The following is a 25838-nucleotide window of genomic DNA, read 5'->3' as shown; positions in this document are numbered from 1 at the left end:
GTAGGCTGTCGCCGTGGGCAGTACGAGCGTGCACATGGCTGACGCTACGGGTGCACCGGCGCCAACGATGCTGCTCGGCACGAACGCTGCTCGCGGACACGCGAGCAGCGTTCGAAGTCTGCTCACATTCGCTGGGGCGCTGGCGCTGAGCGTCTACCTGGCGCTTTCAGGTGGCGGCTACGACATCGTCGTACGCAGCGAAATCGGGTTCGTTGTGTGGTGGCTGGTGCTGCTGGGCGTGCTCGTGGGCGCACTGCCGCGCACCACCATCCCCGGTGCCGGCTGGATCGCGGCTGCGCTCCTGGCGGGCTTTCTGCTCTGGACGTGGACTGGCCTGTCGTGGACCACCAGCCACCAGCGCACGTTGGACCAGGTCTGTCGCGTGTCGACCTACCTCGGCGTGCTGGTGCTCGGCCTCTGCGCCGTACGTGCAGACAACGCGCGCGCCCTGGTTGGCGGGCTCGCCTGCGGAATCGCGGCTGTCAGCCTGCTTGCGGTCCTCTCGAAGCTCACACCCAGCCTCTTCCCCGCCAACGCGGCCAGCAGCTTCTACGCGACCGCACGACTCAGCTACCCGTTTGACTATGCCGACGGCGTCGGCGAGTACGCGGCGCTCGCAGTCCCGCTGCTGCTCTACATGGCAAGCAGCGCACGCAACCTCTGGGTGCGCGCTGGTGCGGCGGGGCTGCTTCAGCCCGTGCTCCTGTGCCTTGCCATGACCGTCTCGCGTGGCGGCATTCTGGCTGCGGCGCTGGCGCTCGTCGCGTTCGTGGCGCTGATGCCGGATCGAATCCCGCGCCTCGTGACACTGGCGCTCAGCGGTTTGGGCATCGCGGTACTGATGGTGGCGCTACTGGGCCGTCCGGCGCTGCGCGATTCGATCACCGCGGCACCGCCGGCGCAACGGCACTCGATGCTGCTCATCCTGGTTGTGGTGATGGCCGCAGTGGCTGTGCTGCAGTTTCTGCTTCAGCTTGTGATGCGTCGTGGCAGGCGCCCGCGCTGGCTTGAGTTCTCGCGCCGGGGCGCACAGGCGACCACCGGCGTGATCATCGCGGCGTTTGCGATCGTGGCGGCGATTGCAGCCGCCAGCGGTCTCGTGGGGCGCCTCTTCTCGCAGTTCAAGCAGTGGGCGCCGTCGCATGGCGCAAGCCAGTACAGCCGGCTCCTTTCGCTTGCCGGCAGCCACCGCTACCAGTACTGGCAGGTCGCTTGGCGGGCGTTTCTGAGCAGCCCCGTACACGGCATCGGCCCGGGCACCTACCGCTACTACTGGCAGGCGCACACGACACCGGCGCACGCTGAGTTCATCCTGAACGCGCACTCGCTGTGGTTTGAGACGCTGGCGGAGACGGGGATCGTCGGCTGGCTGCTGATCGCAGGGTTCTTCGTACTCGTGGTGGCGTTTGGGGCACTGCGCTCGCTCCAGCGCACCGAGCCGGAGCGAGCGCTGATCGCGGCAGCAACTGCCGCGGTTGTCGCGTTCATCGGCGCTGCCTCGTTCGACTGGGTCTGGCAGATCGGGGTCGTACCGATGGTCACCATGCTGCTCGTGGCGGTCGTCTTCGGCGCAGCGCGCCGGCGCTCACCGAGTTCTGCGGCCAGTGGCGCTCACCGCTGGCGCAATGTCGCAGGCAGAACTGCCGCCGTGGCAGCGGCGCTGCTTGCGATCGTGCTCATCGTGATTCCGCTGACCAGCACGATTGAGGTGCGCGCAAGCCAGGCGGCGGAGCGTGCTGGCAATCTCCGCATCGCTCTTGCTGATGCCCGCAACGCGGCAGCGGTCGAGCCCGGAGCCGCATCGCCATTTCTGCAGGCGGCGCTGGTGTATGAGCAGGCAGACGACATCCCGAACGCGGCGCACGAGATCAGCATCGCTGTCAAGCACGAGCCCGACAACTACACCCTGTGGCTGACGGCAGCGCGGATCGAGACCGAACTCGACCACCCAGTCAGGGCGCTAGCCGACTACCAGCGTGCCCGGCTGCTCTACCCAACATCGACGCTGTTCGGCGGATGAAGCGGGAATCGTCTACGTCCTACCATACGTGCATGCGCAGCCGAGCTTTCGTCCTGATCTTGGTGGTCACCGCATGGCTCACGCTCGCCGTTCCCGCGTTCGCCGGCAAGACTAAGGTCTACGACCCTCCTGGCAAAGCCGGCGCCAATGAATACGCCGAGGTAATTCCGTCGGCTGGCGGCAACGTCGCGCCGCCGTCGAGCGGAGGCGGTAACACCACAGGCGCGCAGATCTCGAATCTCGGCGCCGGGAAGTTGGGCATCAAGAAGCTGACAAAGCTCGGCACGCAGGGCACCGCGGCTGCCCAGTTCGCGCTTCAGACGGCACCCAGCCCGACGCCCACCAGGTTGCCACCAGCCAAAGCCAGCGTGCCGCTCCGTGCCGGCACCACGGTGAAGGCGCCGTCCGGGTCAGCACTGGCGGGCGTTGGCCGGCTGCTGGGAGGGTCAGACATAGACGGACTCGGGCTGTTCTTGCCGCTGCTGTTGGCAGGTGGCTTGGTGTCCGCGCTCGGCCTCACGGTTGTGCGCGCCCGCGGCGGACGCGCGCCGCACGCCTGAGAGCCGCAAGCGCTAGGTGAGCTGCCACGGCAGCGTACTGCGCGGCAGCGATCAGCGGCATCGCGGATGCGACCCACGGCGGCGTTCCGCCGTCGCTTCGCAGCCGAGCTCTTACGCTGCGAGCGCTGGCCAGGATCGCGGCAGCGCCGCTGAACCGGTCGAGGTTCGAGCCCGGCCGTTGGTGGTACACCCACCCCGGTTGCTCACTCCAGCCGACAGGCCCGCGGAACAGGAGTGCCGCCCCCAGGCAGCGGGCGTCGCCGTTGTCCAGGTCCGCATGGCCACCGGCCGCACGGGCGACGGCTGTGCGGATCAAGACGGGGCCGGTGATCGGATAGATCGCCCAGACGGCGTTGAGGAGCGCCGTGAGCACCGGATAACGCACCAGCTTTCCAATCCATGGTCGTGGCCAGCGGTGGCGCTGTCCGGTGTCGGCGTCGATGAATGCAAGCGCCGCTGCCACCAGCTCGGGCCTTGCAATCAGTTCGCGCTCCAGGCTGGAGATGGCGCCCGGCAGCAAGATGTCATCGGCGTCCGCGAAGAGCACCAGCTCGGTACGGGTATGGTTTAGACCGATGTTGCGGGCCGCACCAAGCGACACCCGCTGCGAGCTCCGCACGACCTGCACACCGGCCATCTCGGGGAGCGGCTCCGTCGATGCGTTGTCCACCACCACGACGACAACCGGGACGTCTTGGCCGAGGACGCTGGCGAGCGCAGCCGAGAAATGTGGCGTCACATACCTGTCCCAAACCGGTATCACGACGGTCGTTAGCGGCTCCGCCCCATCTGTCACGACCGTGCAGTATCAAGCAATGCGATGACAACGCTCGCATCCCCCTCCCGCGTAACGCGAATCATCGCGCGCCTCAACGTGGGCGGCCCAGCGATCCAGGCCGTGACCCTAACCCACGAGCTGGAGGCGTACGGCTATGCCACGCGGCTGATCCGCGGGGTTGAGGCCCCCACCGAGGGCAACATGGACTATCTCGCGGACCGCTACGGCGTCCACCCGACGCTCATCCCGGAGCTGCGCCGCGACCCTGGCCCCGCCGACGTCGTGGCGCTGGCGCGCATCGTCTGGCTGCTGTGGCGCGACCGGCCAGCGGTCATCCACACCCACGCGGCCAAGGCCGGGACGCTCGGCCGCGTCGCCGCACTGATCGCCTTTCCCCTGCGCCGCCACCGACCAGTCGTGATCCACACCTACCACGGCCACTCGCTGAGCGGCTACTTCAGCGGGGGTACCGCCGCCGTCTACCGGCTGATCGAACGGCTGCTCGCGCCCGCAACCGATGTCCTGCTGGCTGTCTCAGCCGAGGTTCGCGACGACCTGGTGCAGCTACGCGTTGCTCCCCCCCAGCGCTTCCGGGTGATGGCGCTCGGCTTCGACCTCGAGCCGTTCGCCGGAGACCGGGACCGCGCCGGGCGCCGCAGCGCCACGCGGGATGCGTGGGGTGTGGGTGAGCACGAGATGGTCGTCACGCTGATCGCGCGGCTGGTGCCGATCAAGCGCGTGGATCGCTTCCTGACCGTCGCGCGCCAGATGTCGGCCGGTGATCTCGTGCGGTTCGTGATCGTGGGTGACGGCGAACTCGCGGCGCAGCTCAAGGCCTCGCCAGACGCCCTTGCCCTCGGAGAACGTCTCATCTGGACAGGCTTCACGCGTGAGATCGCGGATGTCTGCTACGCCAGCGATGTGGTGATGCTGACCTCCGACAACGAGGGCACGCCCGTCAGCCTCATCGAAGCTCAGGCGGCCGCGATCCCAGTTGTCGCAACCGACGTGGGCGGCGTTCGGTCGGTCGTGGTGGACGGCGAAGGTGGCATTCTGGCGGGGCGCGAGGATACGGAACAGATCGCCCTCGCCCTCGGGCGCCTGCTTGAGGACCCTCCTCTCCGGTCCCGCATGGGACTCGCAGGACGGGCCCATGTGACACGCCACTTCACATTGGAGCGCCTAGTCGCCGACCACGCGGCGCTCTATGAGGAGCTTCTGGCGCGTCGCCGGGCCGAGCGCCAGGCGCGATAGCCCGTGGGGGCGCGCTGCAGCAACCAGACAGGCCGGTAGAGGTAGCCCGCCACCAGCATGCGCCTGCTGCTCGCGGCAGGCGGCCACCAGTGACGAATGAAGCTGGGCGGCGGCAGCAGCTTACGCAGGATGATCTCGACGCGGCGCAGTCCGTTGGCGGCCGCCAACTGCTCGAGACCGAGCGCAACTGGAGGCGGTGTTGAGGCAAAGAGCTCCGTCTTGACAGAGCGGACTAACGGAGCGCCGATCCGCTCAGCCATCTCGACGCCAGCGGCGGTCAGCCGTAACCCCGTGCCGAAGGCCGCGAGTGCGTCAAGCTCGCGCGCGAGCTCTAGCGCAGCTCCCCAACCGACCTCGTCGACGGCGTCAAGCGCCGCGTTCAGGTTGCGCAAGCCGCGAGGGTTCCCCACGCCGTGATGCGTTGCATGCAGCGTGGCGTAGAGCACCTGGGCGGGCTCTGAGAGCTTGTTCGCGGGCTGACTCGCCAACGTGAAGAGAACTATGTCTGCCCACAGGCGAGTCCACGCGGCAGCCGGCTCAAGCTCGACCCCCTGCAGGCGCATGTGCAGGTCGATGGCCACCCCGTCGCGGTCACGCTCCCAGCCGCCGGCGTGCCCAGTCCACCATGCGGGCAGCCCACGTTGGTCGGCGGCCTTCCGATAGCCAAGGCTGACGAGCACCCGGCCGGCGGCTCGGACGTTGTCAGGGGCCACAAGCACGTCGCCATCTAGGTAGGTTCGGGCCGAGTCCTGCGGATACCAGTCATTCAGCGACGCGCCCTTCAGAACGATGCTCGCGACGCCGCAGCGCTCGAGCGCGCAAACCAGCTCGGCTGTCGCCGTGTCGATCCGCAGGTTCCACATGCGCGCCTGCACACGCTGATTCTGAGTTGAGTTGCTGCCTGGCGACGGGGGCTGTTCCCGGTCCTTCGACACCACCCGCATTTAACCGCTGCGCAGTGATCCGGCGGCGGGAGTCGAGCGTGCAGCTCAAGCTCAGGCCCCGCGTGGCCGATGGGTGCACAGCGCTATCCTCTCGGTGAGTCTGCTCGCGTCCGCGCGCCGGCTCACGGACGGTCACACGCCGCTCACGCATGCCAACTGTTCCCGCCAGCGACGCCGCAGAAGGCCTGATCCTCACGGTCCTTGGCACCGGCGTTATGTTGCTGTTTGCGCTGCGGCGCCTGCAGCGCGCGCGGCCAGCAATGCTCATCGGTGGCGCTTTGCTCACCGCCTTCACGCTCCGCCTGCTCGCGATCGTGGCGGTCAACGCAACCGGGATCGGAGCCTCGCTGCGCGGCCCCGACGAATTCACGTACATCGGCCTCGCGCAGGCCCTCGTGGCTCAGCCAATCGGCACAGCCGATCTGCCACACGGCGTCTATCAGCTGATGACCGACATGTTTGCGATGGAGATCAAGCTCGGGTTCATGAACGCCACCGCGATCCGCGTGGTCCAGGTGGGTGTGGCAATGCTTGGCACGCTGCTGATGACCGCCGCCGCCTACGATCTGGGCGGGCCCAGGGCTGCACGCCTGACGGCATGGCTGCTCGCAATCGAACCATCAAGCGTCTTTTTCAACAGCGGGATCCTCAAGGAGCCGATGATGGAGCTGGCTGCCGGCATCGTCGCCTTCGGCGGCGTCTGGTTCTGGAAGCGGCTCGACATCCGCGGCATCATCATCTGCTCACTTGGCTGCCTGATCGCGATCGAGACGCGCGCCTACGCTGGCTGGTTCATGACCGCGGCAGTGGTCATGTTGGTGCTGCACGCCTCGCTGCGCAGCATGCGCCACACCTCGCGCGCCGCTCCGTTGATCTACGCGATAGTGCTGGCTGCGTTCGTCGCCGGGCCGACCGCGTACGCCGCCACGGGCGGTAAGAACCTCAAGATCCTGCAGGCGTCACAGGCGCAGAACGCCTCGGGCGTGGGACAAACCATTTCCGGCCAAGGCAACGGCTCAAACCTCCGGCTGCCGCCGGTTAACTATTCGTCGCGCACAGCGATCCTCACCAGCCTGCCGACAAAGGTACGCGAGCTGCTCCTCGAGCCCTACCCATGGCAGCTGCACGACACAAACCAGCTGTTCGGCTCAGTGGGGACGCTCTTCTTTTATGCGATGCTCCTTCTGTTCATCCGGTACGCCTGGCTCTCGCGCGGCCAGGTATTCGGCCGCGCCGCGCCACTCCTCTACCCGCTGATATTTGAGACGATCGCCTACTCGCTCACTGTCGGCAACGCGGGCACAGGCTTCCGGTACCGGTCGCACTTGGTTACGCTGGGCGTCGCTACGGTGATGATCCTGCGCCAGCGTGTCCTTGAGGAGCGTGCGGCCGTCACGGCAGCGACCGCCTCAGATCGGATCGCGTTCGGCGCCAGTGCCGCAGATCCGATCATCGCTTAACTTTGAACCCTTCCACGCCGAAGATCTCGTGACGATCGCCGAGAGAGGAACCAACTGATGCCAGAGTTCACCGGACAACGCGACCTTCGGGCCTATCTGCGGATGGTTTGGCGCTGGAAATTCCTGATTGTCGCGCTCGTCGTCGCGGCTCCAGCCATAGCCTACTTTTTGGAGCATGGCAAGCCGCGCATTTACCAATCGCAGGTGACGCTGGCGATCAACCCTAGTGCCGCGCCAAGCGGCAACAGCGTGTTTGCCAGCGGAAATCTTCAAGCGATCGCTGCCGTGGTCACCACGAGCCAGGTGGCGAACCTCGCTGGCGCCCAGCTACGGCCCAAGGTTCCGGGTTCGGCCATAGTCGGCGAGGTATCGGCCAGCGCAAACGCGACCACCGACTTCCTCACGATTACCGCTACCGATCAGAGCCCGACCCGTGCCGCCCAGGTCGCAAACGCATTTGCCTATGCACTGGGTGCCGACGAGTATCAGCAGCTGCTGGCCGGTACCAACAGCCAGATCGCGGCGATCAAGGCTCAGCTGCGTGGTCTGAGCAAAACGTCGGCCGAGTACGCGCAGCTCGAGCAGCAGATCGGACAGGATAAGGCGGACCTGCAGACTGAGTCCCACGGCCCGCAGATCATTCAGGCCGCAACCCCGAACTACGCCCCGGTCGGGCCGCACGTCCGTCGTGCAGTCGAGCTGGGCCTGGTCATCGGCATTCTGCTTGCGGCCGGGGCCGTCCTCCTACTTGAGGGGGTTGATCGCCGCCTGCACAGCCCCGATGACCTCGAGACGCTCACCGAGCTTCCAGTGCTGGCGGCGCTCGGCACCGGGGCTTTCTCTGCGGGACTGGACGGGGAGCCGGTCGAACAAGAAGCGTTTCAGATGCTGCGGACGGCGCTTACCTACTACACCACCGACCAGCCGCTCGACAGCGTGCTGATCACGAGTCCCGCCGAACAGGAAGGCAAAAGCACAGTTGCCACGGGACTCGCACTGGCCGCCGCGCGCGCAAACCTCGATGTCATCCTCGTCGATGCTGACATGCGCCGCGCTGGCACCAGCGCGCGGTTCGGCTTGCGTGAGAGCGCCGGCCTAAGCTCGGTGATCGCCGAGTCGCGTCCAGCACAGTCCGTTCTGACTGATTGGCGATTGCGCAAGGATGACACTGGACGTCTGCGGATCCTGCCCGCCGGGCCGACGCCGGCAAACCCGGCCTCCCTTGTGAACTCGCGGTCAATGATTGACCTGATCAAGCACCTCGAGTCGATCTGCGACCTGGTGGTAATCGACTCACCGGCGGCGCTGGCGGTGAGCGACGCTATGCCGCTGATGCCGGCGGTCAGCGGAGTAGTGATCGTCGCTCGCATGAACCAGTCCGGTCGTGCAACCGTAAACCGGTTGAATAAGATCGTCGCCGCGGCGCACGGTCATCTGCTCGGAGTAGTCGCAACTGCTGTGACCTCGGGGCCCGGCTATGAGCGTTACTCATCGCACTACTACGCTGCGACGGATAAGGCGCCCAAGCGACGCGGGCGCCGGGCTCGAGCGGAGGCGGCCAGCGGCGTCAGGCTTGCACAGGCTCCGAGCGCCGGCGTCGCGACGGGTGGTAGCGAAGGACACGCCACTGAAGGCGACCTGCCAGCCTGAGCGGCTAGCCTGGGACGCATGGGCGACCCCTAGAAGTCCATAAGCCCGTGCAAGGTTCCCCTCGGCTAGTGGTAGACGGCTTGACAGCCTACCCCGCCACCGCCGCCAGTGCTCGCATCAGAGTCGTAGGCCACATACCGTTCCTGGCCGAATTCGGAGTTGACCTGCGCCACAGACCAGCGCTCTCCCCAGGGGATTACCGGCTACTTCAGTCCACCGCGAACCCGACACGCAAAGTGGGCGTGCTGGGTAGGAGCGCGATTGGCGCACTTGCATTCCGCAAGCCGGACGGCCTTTTGCTGATCCACAAGCTCATGTTGCTCGCGCCGCTCCCGGGCGTAGACCCTCCACGGCGGCTGGACGTTTACGACTTCGACGACGCGCTGACGGTCGGGTCGGCTTCCCCGGCTAACAGGGCGTTTCAGTGGGTGAAGCAGGAGCGACGGCGCAGCGTGGCTTACATGCGTCGGGCGCGCCTGGTTCTGGCGGCAAACAGCTTCCTGGCGTCACAGGCTCGCCGTTACGCCTCCAATGTGGAGGTGCTGCCCAGCTGCGTCGACCCGTCTGCTCAGCCGCTCAGAGAACACGCAGACCGCGAGACCCTGACGATAGGCTGGATCGGGTCTCACACCACGGTTGCTTACCTGAAGCCGCTTCTGCCTGTGATCGCGCGGATGAATGAGCGTGGCCACCCCGCCAGGCTTGTCGTTGTCGGCGGCGACACGGGCGTCCGAGCCGAATGGCTCCAGCATCGCTCCTGGTCACTTGAGACGCAGGCAGCCGACCTGGCGAGCTTCGACGTTGGCGTGATGCCTCTGCCCGACGACGCGTGGACGCGTGGGAAGTCCGGCTACAAACTCCTGCAGTATTTCTCAGCGGGCGTGCCTGCGGTCGCGTCCCCGGTCGGTGTCAACGCTGACCTCGTGGCCGGCGGGCGCGGGGCCACCGCCACGACAGCACACGAGTGGGAACAAGCCCTGATCGAAGTGCTCGGTAATGCGACCACCCGACGGGAGCGGGGTGCTGCCGCGCGGAAGTTCGTGGAAGCTCACTACTCCTACCAGCGCTGGACGCCAGAATTGGCGGTGCTGCTACGCGCGCTGGTCGAATAAAATCTAGAGTAGGCGTTTGAAGCTGCTCGGCAAGCATAGGCTGTGACCACGTTATGAGTTCGACTCGGCCGGGCGCGCGTCCCAAGAGATCGTCCGCAGACGCGAGTCTTGTGCGATGCCTGCGCCACACGCTTCGCGTCTACTGGTTGGCGGGTCGGCGGCGCACCTGCCCGATGTGCCGCCACTTGTTTAGACGCTTCCTCCCTTTCGGGCCGCCGGTCACAACAGAGGACCGTTGTCCATCTTGCGGCGCCCTCGAACGTCATCGCCTTATCGCTCTGTGGATCGACGCTCACGCTCGCGAATTGGGGGGCAGGACGCTCCACTGCGCACCCGAGAGCGCCGTGGCGCAGAAACTTAGACTCATCAGCACCGAGTACAAATCCCTCGATCTCAGCGGCGGCGATGTGGATTTTCAGGCAGATCTACCAGACCTTCCGTTCGAGGACGGACCCTGGGACTTCTTGGTCTGCTCGCATATGCTCGAGCACATACCCGATGACCGCGCCGCAATCAGTGAGATCACACGCGTACTCAGCCCGGGCGGCAAAGCGCTCATCGTCGCCCCGCGCCGGGCTGGTGGCCCCACTGACGAGGATGCCAGCCTGCCCGAGACGGAGCGCATCGCGCGGTTCGGTCAACGCGATCACGTTCGTATCTACGGAGACGATCTTGAGGACCGCCTCGTAGCTACTGCGCTTGTGGTCAGCTCCATCGCGGCCGACACGTACCCAGCAGAGCTGCGCGAGCGCTTTGGCCTCGAGCCACTGGGCGGATGCCCAGGAACTAGCGATGCCGCGTACATCTGCTGTAAGGCGATTTAGGCAGAGACTCGGATGGGAAACGCCGATTTCACACGCCGCCCACTACGGGTGGCTCTGATCGCGCGTACACCATGGGACTTCCCGGCGCTGCTCGCCTTGGCTACACCCGGCCTTGAGTTCGGGACCTTCGATGTCAGGCGTTTTGGTACGCCGGAGCACCCGAACCCCTTCGGTCTGCCGCTTGTCGCCTCCAGCGACGTAGTTCTCGTCAGCTCGTTTTGGCACAACTGGTTAGCTACAAACCATCCCGACGCGGTTCGTGCCGCCTTCGCGGAGTTCGAACGGCGAGCGAGCACCGTTGTCGGACTCGACTCGGAGGACGCGTTCCCACTCCTACTCCCGCCATGGGAGCTTGACCGCTACGCGCTCATCATCAAAGCCCATGGCGTATATCGCGACCGTGACCTGTACAACTATAAGTCCGGCGCGCCGTTTCCGGGAGACCAGTGGCACTCGAAGTTGACGCGTCGCGAACACGAGTACAGCGACACTACCCTCGCAAAGCTCCGGCTAGGCCCGCCATGCTTCGCTCGCGACATACTCGCGATTCGACGCTCTAGCCGGCGCCATACTGTCGCTTCCGACGGTAAGACACCGTCGGCATCCCCGAGTCGTCACGTTCGCGCCGCACTCAAGGCCACCGCCGATCTGACCATCCGCCAGGCCATATTTCGCGTGCCAGTTCGCGGGCGCTGGCTCGATGTTCACTGCTTGGGCTCGGTCTCACACACGCAGCGCCTGACTGCGCTGCGAGCGCTTGAAGGGTTCAGCGGAGTTCACGGTGCAACCGGCGTTCCCGACAAGTTTCGCGGGTTGGTGCCTGACGCCGAGTTCACGCCGCAGCACCGCCCACAAGTTGTCAAGCAGGCGGCGCCCTATATGCGGTCCCGCACAAACCGCCTGCGTTACTACACCGAGATGTGCCAACACAAGGTGGTAGTTGCACCGTCGGGCTACGGCGAACTCACGTTTCGTCACGGTGAGGCACTGCGAGCAGGCGCAGCCTTGGTATGTCCGTCACTCGACCACGTCGATATCCGCTTTCCTTTCGAAGATGGCGGCAACGTTATCTGGTGCAAGACCGACGTTTCTGATCTCCACGATCGCGTGGCCGAACTACTGGCTGACGATGACCGCCGGGCCCGCATCGCGGCGGCTGGGCGCCGGGACATCCTCAAATGGGAGCGCACGTGGCGGCAGCTTCTAGACGACTCGATCGCTGCTCCATTGCGCGAAGCAGCTGGATAGTACCGAACGTCCAACGCGATCGGGGCATCCGGCCCGGCCTTCCAGGCGTCACGAGCGGAGGCGGTCAAGTAGAGCGTTGTGCAGCTGCAGCCGCTTGGTCCCGATGCGAAGGCGCAGGTGCGCAACTGCCGAAGCGACGAACCATCCACTAAGCCAGCGCGCAAGTTCACGTTGTGAGAACCAGTCGCTCCGCGCCAGCCACAGCGCCCAGCGCAAACTGCCCCGGCGCGTCCGTAGACGCGACCAAGGCTTGAATCCAGTTGTGAAGTGAAGAACCACAGCACCGCGTCTCAAGTCTGAATACAGCCGAGCCAGTTGCTTGCGGCTCAGCCATGCGTCTCCGAGCCCGAAGGCCAGACCACCAATCTGCAGGTTCCAGCTGTAGTCGAGCTCGACCCAGCTGTCCACAACGGCGTTGAGGGAATCCTGGTCCGGGAACCGAGCGCGGCCTCCGCTTGCGGCATAGTCGAGCGCAAGCTCCTTGATGCCGGCCTGGCGATAAGCCGCAGTGTCAACCACGAGCACGCCGCTGTTGAAATACGCTCGCTGCTGATCACCGGCGCCCACTGAGCCAATCCCGAGATCTCGCACGGCAGCAATAGGCGACCCTCCGAGATCCAGGAGCAGTAAGCTTGACAGGTCCCTTTGCACCAATAGGTCAGCGTCCAAATACACCACTCTTCGCACGCTCGGCGGGATCAGCTCAGCCATGAAGAGCCGCGCAAATATCACGGGGGGAAACGGCGAGCGGTTTGGGATCGCGTCCAAGACGTCCGGGTCGAAGTCGACCCAGTGCACCTCGACGTCAGAACGCCCGCCCGCGGCCACCCGGGCCAGCCGCCGCTTCGCCTCGTCAGTTATACCGCAGTCGATTATGTACAGATCTGGCCGGCAGTCATCTGACAGGTTCGCTAGCGCTGAATAAATCGTGACCGCAAGCCCAAGAGCAATATCCGGGTTCGAGTCCCCGCAGAGAACGATCGCGCAAGAGGCTTCAGTCATGCGCTCTACCTCAGGCTTTCTAGTGTAGTGGCCTGGCTTCGTAGTCGGTCGTTTGGCTAGTCGTCGGGCTAACCCCTGGGCCTCCACACCACCAGGCCTCCCGGTCCGCCTCACTCGCAATAATGCGCTCGCCCGTGTTGCCTACCCTCTCGTTCCGCACTTCCCGGGGCTGATATCTTCCCCCGCGCGGCGGGCGGGTGAGGGGGTCGCTCAGGCGTCGGTGGTCGGGCTGAGGTAGGCGTCGGGCGGGATGGCGAGGAGGTCTGAATCGTTCTGGGTTTGATGGAGGCTCTGGCGGTTTGATTTTGGCCAGGACCTGATCGTCCTGGTGGGTAGCGTAGCGCTGTCCTGGTCGGGTTGCTAGGCCGGCGGCTGTTTTCTGGTCGGTGCCGTGATCCTGGCGTGGCGCTTGGACCGGTTGATCCCGGATCCGGGGTTGCCGCACATGATCGTGACGCTCCCGGGCGGGATCGGCGGTCGCGCTGCCGGCGTGGAGGTGTTTGCCGTGTTCTGGCCGCTGCGAGCTTGGGGTCGAGGCGCTGGGAGGCGATCTGCGGCCGTCGGGACGCTGGCCGCGATCTGCGGGTCGCCGGGATCCGGGACCTTTAGCTCACCTTTGCTGGCATGCAGCGCCTCGAACTCGACGGGCGGGAGGTCACCGAGGTAGCCGTGTAGGCGCTCGGTGTCGTACCAGTGCACCCAGCCCAGGGTCGCGAGCTCGACCTCCACAGACGGTTTTCCAGGGGCGTCCGCCACGGGCCGCGCCGCGGCGACCGCAACTTCCCGCGCATCGCCCACGTCGTCCGCTGCTGCCTACTGATACCCATCGCGCACCTCCATCGTCAAGGTGTTGCGAAGACCAGTTGAATCCGCCTTGCGACCCGGCTTCGGAGTGACAGCGCAGCCCTTCGTGCTTGAGCCCGCGGTTCCAGCGGGCCATTTCGATCGCGTCCAGCACCATCGGGGTGCGCATGTGCGATGAGGTTCCCCCAAGACCGTGGAGGCTCCAGCTATAAGGAGTCCCCACGGTTTTGGGGAAACCTCATCCAGACCGCCTGACGCCGACGGGCCGGGCCTACCAATTTCCCCGGGAGATCTCCTTCAACGCCCGCACCTCGAGCGCCTGATCAGCGACAATCGCCTTCAACCGCGTGTTCTCCCGCTCAAGCTCCTTCAAGCGCTTCGCGTCCTCACGCCTTCATCCCGCCGTACTGGTTACGCCACCGGTGAAACGTCTGCTCGCTGATCTCGCGCGCCTTCGCGGCCTCGGGGATTGTCTTCCCCTCACCGAGCATCCGCTCGGCCTCCCGCAACTTACGGATGATCTGCTCCGGCGTATGCCTGCTGCGCTTCAGCTCTGATCGGCTCCTTCCCGCCAAATTCTCGTTGGCGATAGAACCTCTCACAAGAGCCGGACCGGACCCCGGGGCTCAGGTCACCCCGTTGAATCCTGTCGCACTGCGCATAGATGAAAGCCTGCTTTGACCATCACCCAGTACAAGATAAAGTAAGGCGCATGACTGAAGCCTCTTGCGCGATCGTTCTCTGCGGGGACTCGAACCCGGATATTGCTCTTGGGCTTGCGGTCACGATTTATTCAGCGCTAGCGAACCTGTCAGATGACTGCCGGCCAGATCTGTACATAATCGACTGCGGTATAACTGACGAGGCGAAGCGGCGGCTGGCCCGGGTGGCCGCGGGCGGGCGTTCTGACGTCGAGGTGCACTGGGTCGACTTCGACCCGGACGTCTTGGACGCGATCCCAAACCGCTCGCCGTTTCCCCCCGTGATATTTGCGCGGCTCTTCATGGCTGAGCTGATCCCGCCGAGCGTGCGAAGAGTGGTGTATTTGGACGCTGACCTATTGGTGCAAAGGGACCTGTCCAGCTTACTGCTCCTGGATCTCGGAGGGTCGCCTATTGCTGCCGTGCGAGATCTCGGGATTGGCTCAGTGGGCGCCGGTGATCAGCAGCGAGCGTATTTCAACAGCGGCGTGCTCGTGGTTGACACTGCGGCTTATCGCCAGGCCGGCATCAAGGAGCTTGCGCTCGACTATGCCGCAAGCAGAAGCCACATTCCGTACGGGGACCAGGACTGCGTGAATGCCGTTGTGGACAGCTGGGTCGAGCTCGACTACAGCTGGAACTTTCTGATGGGGCATGTGCGCTTCGACCGCACGGGGGCGTGGACGACCCGCGAAGAGATGGCTAGGCTATACTCCCAAGTCAAGCGCGGTCCGGTGATCCTTCACTTCACCGCACACAGCAAACCTTGGTCGCCGCGGCAGACTGGACCTGGGAGCTTGCGCTGGACGATGTGGCTGATACGCTCGCGATGGTTCTCGTGGCCTGAACTGGTCGCTTGGCTGAGTAGCTGGATCTTCATGTCGCTCGTTGTACACCTGCGGCTGCGACTGGGAACCATGAGACTTAGGTTGCGTACCGCGCTCCGCAACCGCCTACGGTCGCAACTTATGTAGAACTCCATCCGGCTGCCGCGAGCCACCCGCTGACATCGGGCCTCCCCGACCTGAAGCCGCCACAATCATCGGGAACCTCGGTCGCTCTCCTGTGCGATCGGAGACGTCGTCAAACGCCCGGCCCGTTTGCCGTCATTCCTGGGGCTCGCCGGTGAGCGCGGGCCAGAGCGCGAAACGGTCGAGTACGCTCCGGATCTGGCGGTCGTTCGCACCGCCGTCGACATTCACAGCCACCAGGGTTCCGTTCGCCTGGCTGCCCCGAGAGGCGCCGAAGTCCCGGTAACCCGGTGGGATAACCGCGAGTCGAGCCCCGGCCTTAAGCTCCATCGCCCAGAACCAAACGTCGTCCGCCGTAGGGCACAGCGAGCGAGCCAGCTCGACATCCATCACCTCGTCAGGCAGAGCTCCGGGCGGGTAAAGCACACCACCAACGCCAGTCAGCATCACCTGGGTCGCGGAGACACCGTCGAGGTCAAGCTCGGCGAGCTGGTCGGGTGTCCATTCGTTGTAGGGACGGAGCGTGCCGCCTGGGCGTGTGCACACCGGCCGCGCCCGGTAGCCGACGATCGTACCCGGGAGCCGATCGGCGGTCCGGACTAAGCCCTCAAGCCAACCTGGTGGATAGAGAACGTCATCGTCAGCGGTGACGATCACCCGGTCGGGATGGACCCTCAGCGCCGGAATCAGCTTCGCGTAGGAGCGCAGGTCGCCATCTGTCCAGATGATCTCGATGCGACCACGGCGGGCCAAGCGTTCTAGCCAAGCCGGCAGGCGACGCTCGGGGAACTCAGGCTCGAGCAGGGACACCACGACCCTGTTCGCACGCACCGACTGATTCAACAAAGACAGCAGCGGCAGCCGAAACGTATTCAGCCTGACAGGGTAGGTTGTGACCGACACAACCAGACCCGGGTGCTGTCGCCGGGCCAGTGGCCGGACGCGAGCACCGACACGGATGCGCAGCTCGAACAATCTCCGCCGCAGCCACCGAACGTTCGGCAATTTACCGCCCCCGTTTGGCGCCCTGGCGCCGGTCTGTAGACCCGCGCCTTCTGGGAGTCGCGGGTGCTACGGTGCTTGGACCTCCGGTCATCGTCGCAGTCGACTTTGCAAGGCGACGAGCTGCAACCTGATCGCGTGCCTCAGGCCGATGCTTGTCGGATCGCAGGCGCCTGCGGCAACCAGCAAGGCTGCCGTTTGCCACGGGTTGCGCGCCACCCTAGACCTCCAGCTGAGATAGTCGGCATATGCCCTACGGCGTTCCGGCCCCCGGAGCAGGGGGTAGCGTCGCCGCCCGTCGAACGCGCCGGCGAGCTTGACGAGCGGGCGAGGTTCGGGTCCCTGGAGGTGGTATGACGCCAGGGTCTCCAGTGGCACGTACCTCAGCTCTCGGTCCATGAGCTCACGTTCGGGCTTAGAGAGCCCATCTGAGTTCAGCGAGTCAGCGCTCCACTTCGTCACCGGTGGTGGCACGTGGCAGATGCACGTGTCCACCAGATCGGAGGCGACATTGAACGGTGCTGGGGCGAGGCCGTTGCGCGGGAAACGGTAGCTGTGCTCCACATGACCCCACCTACGGTACTGGGCGAACAGCGGGTGCCATCCGCCGACCTGCTGGAGACCTTCACGCGTGAACGCGTTGAGCTGCGCGCCACCACGCTCGTAATGCTTGATTGCGCGCCCCTCAACGATCGTCTCGCCGCACGACTCGTAGCTACGAGAATCGGTGAAGAGCGACATGTGGTGAATCCCGGCGTTACGCATCAGTTCGACGTGCCGCGCAAAGACGCTGCCGTCCACAACCTCCACGTCATCCTCGAGGAAGAAGTAGAAGTCGTAGTCAGGAAAGCGCTCTAGCACTCGATTCTTGGAGAGGCCCACGCCCTCTCTGGCCTCGGAGTAGAGGAGCGGCACCTCCCACTCCGTGCAGAACTCGCGCGTCTGCGTGTCGTCTCCGTCCAATGCGACCAGGACGTCGACTCGCGGCTCGGACCGGCAAGCGTGCGCGAGCTGTGGAAGACAGCGTCTCACGTAACCGGACCGGTCACAGGTGGTAAAGGCGACGAGCGCTCGCCACCGCCGCTGCGCGGTCAGTACCTGCAGGCTCACCAGCTCCGCCGGCGGCGACGCAGGCGGGCGGCGCACGAACCGGCGCAGCGGCGTCATCAGCATGTAGCCCAGCACACGCGGGTGTGTTGTCAGCGCCCGGAGGCCCCAGTAGATCGACCTGCGGCGTCGCCCGACCCGCAGCATACCGCCGCACAGCATCGTGTAGAGCCGCGCGTAGATCTCGCGCTCATGGCGTCTGACCTCAGCTGGAAGGGCCGGATCGGCAAAGACGCGGTCGAGGATGGTACGCCCGGACTGAAGGTGAGCCTCCACGTTCAGGCTCCGGTTGCCCGCGTGGACACGGTAGAGCGTAAGTGGCTCCTCAATACAGATGGGATTCGCGTGCTGTGCGAGCTTTATGCTGAGATCCCAATCCTCGATCATCGCGAGCCCTGTGTCGAAGCCGCCGATACGCTCGAGCAACTCGCGCTTGACCACCCACGAGGAAGCCGCATTAGGCAGGTTCTGAAAGCGAAGAAAGGTCAGCAAAAGCTGCTTGCGCGGTTTGCATGGGCGGAACTTGAGCATTTGGAGGTCGCGGTCAACAAAGTACGCGGCACCTTGAGACGCCAGGCACCCAGGTACGGCACGCATGCGGCTGAGCTGTAACTCGAGCTTCCTGGGAAGCCACAGGTCATCGGCGTCGAGGAACGCGACCCACTCGCCGACCGTACTGGCGATCCCAGTGTTACGGGCCGCGGCCGCCCCCCCGTTTGGCTGGGCCAGCAGGCGCACGCGTGGATCGTTGACTGCGCGTACGGCCGTAGCGGTGTCGTCTGTCGAGCCATCGTCGACCACGAGGATCTCAAAATCGGCAAAGCTCTGAGCGAGGACGCTGTCGATGGCCTGTTGAACGGTGGCAGCAGCGTTGTAGGCCGGAATAACCACCGAAACCTCTGGGGTGGAAGCGTTCATGCGCTCGCCCAGTGGCGGCGTGCTCGCCGCAGCCACCGTATCGGCAGCCCGAGCGGCTGGCGCACGCTCCCGGGACTTGTGGCCAGGCCACGGACCAGGCATCGCAGCGACGCTAGAAGCTGGCGCTGATGGAGGTACGAGCCGCTGCAGATCATCCAGTGACGAGCGTAGACACGCTTTCGCAGGTGGGTGTAAGGGCCTGCCAGCGGCGAGGCGAAGAACCGGTCAAGGGTGGGAAACGTGTCGCGCTCCAGCTCGTATGCCACGCCGCTGGTGTTTCCAGCGTGCGCCCGTTGCAGAACCAGGGCCTCGGGCACTACGGCAATCGTGCTGTGCAGGCTCAGGCGCAGCCACAGATCCCAATCTTCGGCCTGTCGCTGTCCATAGGGAAAGCCACCGACCTGCTGGAACAGCTCGCGGCGGATAACCGCTGCTGAGACACCGCCAGCGATGCTCGAATGCAGCAGCAACGCGGCTGTGTAGTCGTCGGATGCTTCCAGGATCGGCATCTCACCGGTCGGTCTTGAGTCGGCGTCGATGCGAGTCGCGCGCGTAACGCAGAGCCCAACATCGGGCCGCTCGTCGAGCAAAGCCACCTGCAGTTGAAGCTTGCGCGGAAGCCAAACGTCGTCGGCGTCGAGGAATGCGACCAGTGTCCCCCGCGCCTCTTCGACAGCCAGGTTGCGCGCGCGCGCGACACCACCATGGGTGAGCGAGATCAGTCGAACGCGCGAATCCTCGAAGGAAAGGGCGATCTGAGCTGTCGCGTCGGTCGAGCCGTCGTCGACCACCAGCAGCTCGAAGTCGGTAAACGTCTGAGCGAGAACGGACTCCAACGTTTCCGGCAGCGTTGCCGCGGCGTTGTAAGCCGGGACGATGACACTTACCGCCGGGGCAGGCGATGCTGCAATCTCAGCCACGACGGTCTCACACGGACGCTACACGGTGCGCCGAGCCGCGAGCCGGCTGCGGCGTCCCGTCATCGACCGGCTCGCGCTCCACCCTGAACCGTGGCGCGGTCTCAAACTGCCACAGCAGCACCACCCCGAACGCCAGACACACACCGGCGGCGAGGATGACCCACCCCTCGCCGGCACGCGCGAGCAGGATCGTGACGCCGCAGATCGCGATCTGTGTGGCGGCGAGCGCGATGGCCACGTACTGAGGGCTGCCAAGCCAGCCGCGCAGGCGGTGAGTGGTATGGTCGCGCCCGCCGGAGAGGACGGACCGGCCGGCGCGGGTGCGCGAGATTGTGACAAGCGTGGTGTCAAAGATCACGAGCCCAACGAGCAGCGCGCCGATCACCACACCGCTTGGGCCGAAGTAGGCGCGTGTGACCGCGGACATCGTCAGACCAGCTACCAACAGGCCGAGGGTGAGGCTGCCACCGTCGCCCATGAAGATGCGTGAGGGCTTGGCGAGGTTGCGCGGCAGAAAGCCGATGCAGGCGCCGGCGGTTGCCAGGCAGATGGTCGCCGGTCCGCGCTGGTTTGAGAGCAGCGCGATGCCGGCCGCGCCGATCGCCGAGGCCGCGGCGGTCGTCGCAGCGGCGCCATCCATGTTGTCCATCAGGTTGAAGGCGTTCATCACGCCGAGCACCCAGAGGACGGTCAGCAGGTCGTTGGCCGGGGCGAAGTGAAAAACCTGCCAGCCGAGACCGGCGACGATCAACGCCACCCCCACCAGCACCTCCACACCAACGCGCAGGAGGATTGGCAGACCGATGCGGTCGTCAATCGTGCCCATCGCCCAGACCGGTATCGCGCAGAGCACGATCGGCGCCCAGTGGCTGTGCAGGCCACCCACCGCCAGGCCGGCCAGCAGGCCGGCGATGATCGCCGTGCCACCCAGGTACGGCGTCGGGGCCCCGTGCCCCTTGTAGCCGGCCGGTCGGTCAAAGAACGAGGTTCTGACCGCCAGTCTGATCACAAGCGGCGTGAGCAGGTAGGTGACGAGCGCCGCCACCGCCCCTGCCACAACGGCGTGCATCTCAGCTCACGCTCCCGCCGCTGGCTCCAGCGCCGCGGCCTCAGCGAGGCGGGCCCGCTCGTGGGCGATCACATCGTCGATCGCATCGTCAATGGAGAACTGCGCCTCCCAGCCGGTCAGCTCCCGCAGCGCGGTGGTGTCGGGCACACGCGTGCCGAGCTCCTCAAAGCCAGACGGGTAGGCCTCCTCGTAGGGCACCAGCATGATTCCGCTGTCACTGCCGGAACGGACGATCACGCGGCGGGCGAGCTCATAGATCGAGATCAGGTTCGGCGTGCCGATGTTGTAGGTGTGCCCGCAGGCACCGTCGGCGTCGCTCAGGGCCAGCAGCGCTGCGACCGTGTCGCGCACGTGCGTGAAGCAGCGTGTCTGCTTGCCGTCGCCGTAGACGGTGAGGTTCTCACCCGCGAGCGCCTGGCGCACAAAACGCGGAAGCACCATCCCGTAGGTGCCAGTCTGCCGCGGCCCGACGCAGTTGAACAGCCGCACGATTGTGGCGTCCACACCGCGCTGGCGGCTGTAGCCGTGGATCAACGCCTCACCGAAGCTCTTGGCGATCGCGTAGGTCCAGCGTCCCTTGGACGGCGACCCGAAGATCAGATCGTCATCCTCCGCGAGCAGCCGGTGCGACTGTTTGCCGTAGACCTCCGAGGTGGAGCTGAACAGCACACGCACACCATTGCGTGTGGCGGCGTGCATGACCACGTTGGAGGAACGAACGCTGCGCATCAGCGTGTCGAGCGGCTCGTTTACGATCATCTGTACGCCCACGGCCGAGGCCAGGTGGATGCACCGGTCAGCATCGCGCATCAGCTCGTCGACCTTGGCCGCGTCCGTGGCGGACCCGCGCACGAAGCGCACACGCTCACCGTCAACCAGGTGCTCAACGTTCTCAAACGACCCGGTCGACAGATCGTCGAGGATCGTGATCGTCGCGGGCTGGTCACGTTGGATCAGCGCCTCGGTGAGATGCGAGCCGATGAACCCGGCGCCGCCGGTGATCAGATAGCGCTGCTCGCGCTGTTTGCCGGACACCTCAGCTTGGGGGTGAACGAGCTTCAGGCGGCCGTTGCGGGCACGCGCCGACTGTGGCCCCCAGTCCTGGCCCAGGTAGTGAGCAACGGTCCGCCGAATGCCCTCCTCGAGGCCCACCGACGGCTCGTAGCCGAGGTCGGCGCGGGCGGCGCTGATGTCAGCCAGCGAATGGCGCACGTCACCGATCCGGTCGGGGCCGTGCGTTGGCTGTACCTCCGCACCGATGGCTTCGCGCAGCCGCGCAGCGATCTCATTCAGCGTGATGCCGGCGCCGCAGGCGATGTTGTAGACACGCCCGCCGATCCCATCGGCGTTGAGCGCGGCCATGTTGGCGGCGACCACGTTGTCCACATAGGTGAAGTCGCGTGATTGCTCACCGTCTCCGAAGATCACCGGCGCCTCGCCAAGCCGGAAGGCACGGATGAACTTCGGGATCACCGCCGCGTACTCGGAGTTCGGGTCCTGGCGCGGACCGAACACGTTGAAGTAGCGCAGCGCGACCGTCTCAAGGCCGTACACCTCGTAGAAACTACGTCCGTAGCTCTCTGCGGCCAGCTTCGAGACCGCGTAGGGGGAGATCGGCAGCGGCCGCATCTCCTCGCGCTTTGGCAACCCCTGAGCGGCCCCGTAGATCGAGGAGGAGGACGCTGAGACCACGCGCCTGACACCCGCTTCCCTCGCCGAGCGCAGGACGTTCAGAGTGCCCGTGGCGTTGGCCTCGTGGCTCGCGGCCGGGTCTGCGATCGAGCGCGGCACAGACGGCAGCGCAGCCAGATGGATCACCGCGTCACAGCCACTCATCGGCACGCCCAGCCCGGCAGCGTCGCGGATGTCAAGCTCGTAGAACTCGATGTCCTCCATCACCTCATCCAGGTTCGCCAGGCGACCTGTCGAGAGGTTGTCGATGGCCCGGACCTCATGCCCCGCAGCCAGCAGCCCGCGAACGATATGCGAGCCGATGAACCCGGCGCCGCCAGTTACCAGTGCACGCACGTTGAACTTCCCCCTGCCAAGTGAGCAACCGGCCTAGCCCGCCGGCCACCGCTCCCAGCTCCATAGGTTGGTGAAGACGATCCTTGAACCGCAAAAGCTAACCGATTTGCGGCAATTCGTCTAGGCCAAGCAACAAATCTTCCACACAAAGCTCTACTCACCTTCCCGCAAGCATCAGCGCAGGAGATCCTGCATGAGTGATCCCCCATCGGGATGACCGATGCGTAACTTCAGCGCCACCCGCCCGATGCGGACGTGTGTACAAACGGGGAGCGTGAAGTGGAAGGCGCTCAGATCCCCAGCTGCTGGCGGATCAGTCGGTTGATCTCAGCGCCGTCGGCGCGGCCCTTGGTCTCGCGCATCACGTAGCCGACGAGCGGGCCCATCGCCTTCATATTGCCGGCCCTGACCTGCTCGGCGGCGTCAGGATCAGAGGCGAGCGCGGCCGCCACCACATCGCCCAGGCCACCGTCGTCTGCGGATATAGCGCCCAGCCCCTCGCGCTCCACGATCGCTGCTGGATCGCCGCCCTGCGCGACCAGCATGTCGAGCACCTCGCGCCCAGCCTCGCGACTGATCGCCTTCTCAGACACCATCGCCACCAGCTGGGCAAAGGCAGCCGGTGAGACCAGCGAGCCGGCCGGGTCAGCGCCATCCTCAAGGCGCTCAACCAGTGTCTGCATCCAGTTGGCGAGTGCCACCGGCTCGCCATTGGGGGTGGCCGCTAGCGCCGCCTCGAAGAAGTCGGCGAGCTCTGAGCGGAAGGCGAGGTCGCGGGCGCGCTCGGCCGGCAGGCCGAGCGCGCCCGCAAAGCGCTGCGCCCGCGCGGACGGCAGCTCCGGCAGCTGCGCGCGCGCGGCTTCGATCATCTCCGGGGTGGCCTCGAGCGGCACCAGGTCCGGCTCGGGGAAGTAGCGGTAGTCGTGTGCCTCTTCCTTGGAGCGAAGCGGGGTGAGGCGGCCGCTTGACGGATCGAAGTGGAGCGTCTCCTGCAGCACCGGCTGGCCGGCGCGCAGTAGCTCGCTCTGGCGCTCCACCTCGGCGCGGATCCCCTGCGCCAGGAAGCGGAACGAGTTCATGTTCTTCAGCTCGGTCTTTGTCCCGAGCTCGCTTGAGCCGACCGGGCGCACGGAGACGTTCGCGTCGCAGCGCAGCGACCCCTCCTCCATGTTCACGTCGGAGACGCCGATCGCCCGCAGGGTCGTGCGCAAAAGGCTCAGCCACTCGCGCGCGGCCTCGGCCGAGCGCAGGTCGGGCTCGGTGACGATCTCGGCAAGCGGCGTGCCGCCGCGGTTGAAGTCAACGGCGCTGCGCTGCGCGCCGTGGATGCGGCCGCTTGCGCCCAGGTGCACGAGCTTGGCGGCGTCCTCCTCCAGGTGCACGCGGTGGATGCGCACCTCCCCCAGCTGGCCGCCGCTGCACAGCGGCACGTCGTACTGGGAGATCTGGTAGCCCTTGGGAAGGTCCGGGTAGAAGTAGTTCTTGCGGTGAAACTGTGAGCGCGGCGCGATCTGGCTGCCGAGCGCCAGCCCGATCATGATCCCGTAGTGGACCGCCTGGGCGTTTACCACCGGCAGCGTGCCCGCCAGCCCCAGGCAGCGCGGGCAGGTGTGGGTGTTCGGCGGATCGCCAAAGGAGAGCTCGCAGCCGCAGAACATCTTCGTGCGGGTCTTCAGCTGCACGTGGATCTCAAGGCCGATCACCGGCTCGTACTGCACCTCGGCGTTCACGCTGGCGCCCCGCCCCCCGCCCATGCGCTGCGCCCGTCGAAGGCGAGCGCCTGCTCGAGCGCATAGGCGGCGTCGAGCAGGGCGTTCTCACTGAACGCGGGGCCAGCCAGCTGCAGCCCGACCGGCAGGCCGTCACTCAACCCACAGGGGATCGAGATCGCCGGAATGCCCGCAAGCGACATGGGCACCGTGCAGACGTCGTTCAGATACATCGCCAGCGGATCATGCGACTTGGCGCCGAGCTCAAAGGCCGTGGTCGGCGCGGTTGGCGTGACGATGAAGTCGACCTCTGCGAACGCGCTCTGGAAATCCTGCGAGATCCGGGTGCGCACGCGCTGGGCGGTGCCGTAGTAGGCGTCGTAGTAGCCGCTTGAGAGCGCGTAGGTGCCGAGCATGATCCGGCGCTTCACCTCGGCGCCGAACCCCTGCGCGCGTGTGCGGCTGTACATGGTGTCAAGGTCCGAGTCGCCGGCCACACGCAGGCCGTAGCGCACCCCGTCAAAACGCGCGAGATTTGCCGAGGCCTCCGCCGGGGCGATGATGTAGTAGGCAGAGAGTGCGTGCGGTGCGTGCGGCAGCGTGCATGGCTCGACGCTCGCGCCGAGTGCCTGGGCCTGTGCGAGCGCGGCCTCGAAGCTTGCAAGCACACCCGGGTCGATGCCGCCGGCGGTGCCGGTCAGCTCCTGCGGCACGCCCAGGCGCACCCCCTTCAGATCGCCGCGGCTGGGCAGGCGGATCTCCTCCGGGAGCTCAAGCGAGGTTGAGTCGTTCTGATCGCGGCCGACCATGTGGCGCAAGAGCAGCGCCGCGTCGGTCACGTCGCGGGTGAGCGGGCCGGCCTGATCGAGCGATGAGGCAAACGCGATCATCCCGTAGCGCGAGCAGGCCCCGTAGGTCGGTTTCAGGCCCACGATCCCGCAGAAGGCCGCCGGCTGACGGATCGAGCCGCCGGTGTCGGTCCCAAGCGCCCACGGGGCAAGGCCCGCAGCCACAGCGGCGGCGCTGCCGCCGGAGGAGCCGCCGGGCACGCGCGCACGGTCCCAGGGGTTCAGCACCGGGCCGTAGGCGGAGTTCTCGTTGGATGAGCCCATCGCGAACTCGTCCTGGTTGGTCTTTGCAAGCAGCGGCGCGCCGGCCTTGGCGAGCTTGGCGACGACGGTGGCGGTGTAGGGCGGGCGGTAGCCCTCGAGGATCCTCGAGCCCGACTGGCTGGGCACGCCCTCGGTGCAGAACAGGTCCTTGACGGCGGCCGGCACGCCGGCCAGCGGCGCGCCAGCGGGCGCCGCCACGGCCGCATCCTCTGCCACCCAGGTGAAGGCGTTCAGCGGATCGGCGGCGGCGCGGGAGCGGTAGAGCTCAAAGAGCTCGGCGGCGTCGAGCTCGCCGGCGCGGATCGCGGCCACCGCCTGGGCGGCGCTCAGCTCCAGTAGGTGCTGGCTCATTCGGCGCCCTGACCGGGGCTTGGGACACCAAACCCGGCGTCGGTCGGCTCCGGCGCCTGCGCCAGTGCCTGCTGCGGTGTGAGCGAGCGCTGCGGCACATCGGCGCGCAGCGCGTTGACCAGGTCAACCACGTGCGAGGTCGGCTGCACGCCCTCAAGGTCAAGCGCGCGGATCGCCTCGATGTGATCGAGGATCTTGGAGAGCTCAACGGCCATCGTGTCGGCCTCGCTATCGCTGAGCTCAAGGCGCGCGAGGCGCGCGACGTGGTCGACCTGCTGGCGTTCGAGCATGCTG

Annotated in this window: 20 protein-coding genes and 2 pseudogenes; 9 read left to right on the top strand and 13 right to left on the bottom strand. The window is 66.1% G+C overall.

Annotated elements, in window-relative coordinates; all coding sequences use genetic code 11:
- Positions 1 to 34: 34 nt before the first annotated feature.
- Together M3M54_RS03745 and M3M54_RS03740 are read left to right on the top strand one after the other, a co-directional pair.
- Positions 35 to 2020: an O-antigen ligase family protein gene (locus M3M54_RS03745; RefSeq protein WP_249020845.1), complete on the top strand. Its 1986-nt coding sequence runs from the start codon at positions 35 to 37 to the stop codon at positions 2018 to 2020.
- A 32-nt stretch (positions 2021 to 2052) separates the two neighbouring features.
- Positions 2053 to 2580, top strand: coding sequence for a hypothetical protein (locus M3M54_RS03740; protein ID WP_249020844.1), 528 nt, complete (start codon positions 2053 to 2055; stop codon positions 2578 to 2580).
- Here the strand turns inward: M3M54_RS03740 and M3M54_RS03735 are convergent.
- The gene (locus M3M54_RS03735) at positions 2537 to 3343 is read right to left on the bottom strand and encodes a glycosyltransferase (RefSeq protein ID WP_256465839.1); all 807 of its coding nucleotides are present in this window, start codon (positions 3341 to 3343) and stop codon (positions 2537 to 2539) included. The genes M3M54_RS03740 and M3M54_RS03735 overlap by 44 nt on opposite strands.
- Before the next feature lie 57 nt (positions 3344 to 3400).
- On the opposite strand from M3M54_RS03735, the gene M3M54_RS03730 reads away from it, so the two are divergent.
- A complete protein-coding gene (locus M3M54_RS03730; RefSeq protein ID WP_249020842.1) occupies positions 3401 to 4612 on the top strand; it encodes a glycosyltransferase in 1212 nt (403 codons plus the stop codon).
- Here M3M54_RS03730 and M3M54_RS03725 read toward each other — a convergent pair.
- Positions 4564 to 5556 (bottom strand): nucleotidyltransferase family protein, encoded by a 993-nt coding sequence (locus tag M3M54_RS03725; protein WP_256465811.1) that lies wholly within the window; start codon positions 5554 to 5556, stop codon positions 4564 to 4566. The two genes, M3M54_RS03730 and M3M54_RS03725, sit on opposite strands and share 49 nt — an antisense overlap.
- A 149-nt stretch (positions 5557 to 5705) precedes the next feature.
- Here M3M54_RS03725 and M3M54_RS03720 point away from each other — a divergent pair, with 149 nt between their 5' ends.
- From M3M54_RS03720 to M3M54_RS03700, 5 genes are all read left to right on the top strand, one after another.
- Positions 5706 to 7016 carry a hypothetical protein gene (locus tag M3M54_RS03720; RefSeq protein ID WP_249020840.1) on the top strand — a complete coding sequence of 437 codons (1311 nt, stop codon included), beginning with the start codon at positions 5706 to 5708 and terminating at the stop codon, positions 7014 to 7016.
- Positions 7017 to 7073: 57 nt separating this feature from the next.
- Complete coding sequence (locus M3M54_RS03715) at positions 7074 to 8666, top strand: polysaccharide biosynthesis tyrosine autokinase (protein ID WP_249020839.1); 1593 nt, start codon at positions 7074 to 7076, stop codon at positions 8664 to 8666.
- Positions 8667 to 8746: 80 nt separating this feature from the next.
- Positions 8747 to 9778: a glycosyltransferase family 4 protein gene (locus M3M54_RS03710; protein WP_249020838.1), complete on the top strand. Its 1032-nt coding sequence runs from the start codon at positions 8747 to 8749 to the stop codon at positions 9776 to 9778.
- A gap of 344 nt (positions 9779 to 10122) precedes the next feature.
- A complete protein-coding gene (locus M3M54_RS03705; protein ID WP_249020837.1) occupies positions 10123 to 10602 on the top strand; it encodes a class I SAM-dependent methyltransferase in 480 nt (159 codons plus the stop codon).
- A 12-nt stretch (positions 10603 to 10614) separates the two neighbouring features.
- Positions 10615 to 11850, top strand: a complete 1236-nt coding sequence (locus M3M54_RS03700) for a glycosyltransferase (RefSeq protein WP_249020836.1) — start codon at positions 10615 to 10617, stop codon at positions 11848 to 11850.
- A gap of 48 nt (positions 11851 to 11898) precedes the next feature.
- On the opposite strand, the gene M3M54_RS03695 is transcribed toward M3M54_RS03700, so the two are convergent.
- From M3M54_RS03695 to M3M54_RS03685, 3 genes and pseudogenes are all read right to left on the bottom strand, one after another.
- Positions 11899 to 12852 carry a glycosyltransferase family 8 protein gene (locus M3M54_RS03695; protein ID WP_249020835.1) on the bottom strand — a complete coding sequence of 318 codons (954 nt, stop codon included), beginning with the start codon at positions 12850 to 12852 and terminating at the stop codon, positions 11899 to 11901.
- A gap of 633 nt (positions 12853 to 13485) precedes the next feature.
- A pseudogene (locus tag M3M54_RS16885) lies at positions 13486 to 13621 on the bottom strand (integrase core domain-containing protein); the annotation flags it as partial.
- 280 nt (positions 13622 to 13901) lie between these two features.
- Positions 13902 to 14207 (bottom strand): annotated as a pseudogene (locus tag M3M54_RS03685) (transposase); the annotation flags it as partial.
- 161 nt (positions 14208 to 14368) lie between these two features.
- Here M3M54_RS03685 and M3M54_RS03680 point away from each other — a divergent pair.
- A complete protein-coding gene (locus tag M3M54_RS03680; RefSeq protein ID WP_249020834.1) occupies positions 14369 to 15331 on the top strand; it encodes a glycosyltransferase family 8 protein in 963 nt (320 codons plus the stop codon).
- Positions 15332 to 15463: 132 nt separating this feature from the next.
- On the opposite strand, the gene M3M54_RS03675 is transcribed toward M3M54_RS03680, so the two are convergent.
- From M3M54_RS03675 to gatC, 8 genes are all read right to left on the bottom strand, one after another.
- Entirely contained in the window at positions 15464 to 16159 is a 696-nt protein-coding gene (locus M3M54_RS03675) for a hypothetical protein (protein WP_249020833.1), read from the bottom strand.
- Between the two features lie 261 nt (positions 16160 to 16420).
- Positions 16421 to 18355, bottom strand: a complete 1935-nt coding sequence (locus tag M3M54_RS03670) for a glycosyltransferase family 2 protein (protein ID WP_249020832.1) — start codon at positions 18353 to 18355, stop codon at positions 16421 to 16423.
- Complete coding sequence (locus M3M54_RS03665; RefSeq protein ID WP_249020831.1) at positions 18352 to 19275, bottom strand: glycosyltransferase family 2 protein; 924 nt, start codon at positions 19273 to 19275, stop codon at positions 18352 to 18354. Before M3M54_RS03665 ends, M3M54_RS03670 begins: the two co-directional genes overlap by 4 nt.
- Before the next feature lie 7 nt (positions 19276 to 19282).
- Positions 19283 to 20344, bottom strand: coding sequence for a glycosyltransferase family 4 protein (locus M3M54_RS03660; RefSeq protein ID WP_249020830.1), 1062 nt, complete (start codon positions 20342 to 20344; stop codon positions 19283 to 19285).
- Positions 20345 to 20350: 6 nt separating this feature from the next.
- On the bottom strand, positions 20351 to 22372 hold the full coding sequence (locus tag M3M54_RS03655; protein WP_249020829.1) for an NAD-dependent epimerase/dehydratase family protein: 2022 nt from the start codon (positions 22370 to 22372) through the stop codon (positions 20351 to 20353).
- Between the two features lie 290 nt (positions 22373 to 22662).
- On the bottom strand, positions 22663 to 24126 hold the full coding sequence (gene gatB / locus M3M54_RS03650; protein ID WP_371878616.1) for an Asp-tRNA(Asn)/Glu-tRNA(Gln) amidotransferase subunit GatB: 1464 nt from the start codon (positions 24124 to 24126) through the stop codon (positions 22663 to 22665).
- Positions 24099 to 25544 (bottom strand): Asp-tRNA(Asn)/Glu-tRNA(Gln) amidotransferase subunit GatA, encoded by a 1446-nt coding sequence (gene gatA / locus M3M54_RS03645; RefSeq protein WP_249020827.1) that lies wholly within the window; start codon positions 25542 to 25544, stop codon positions 24099 to 24101. The genes gatB and gatA overlap by 28 nt, the downstream gene beginning before the upstream one ends.
- Positions 25541 to 25834, bottom strand: coding sequence for an Asp-tRNA(Asn)/Glu-tRNA(Gln) amidotransferase subunit GatC (gene gatC, locus M3M54_RS03640; protein ID WP_249020826.1), 294 nt, complete (start codon positions 25832 to 25834; stop codon positions 25541 to 25543). The genes gatA and gatC overlap by 4 nt, the downstream gene beginning before the upstream one ends.
- Between the last annotated feature and the right edge of the window lie 4 nt (positions 25835 to 25838).

This window comes from Conexibacter sp. S30A1 (genome assembly GCF_023330665.1).
GTDB lineage: Bacteria > Actinomycetota > Thermoleophilia > Solirubrobacterales > Solirubrobacteraceae > Palsa-465.
Note: the sequence above shows the minus strand (reverse complement) of the source record. Positions and strands in the feature narration are given on the sequence as shown.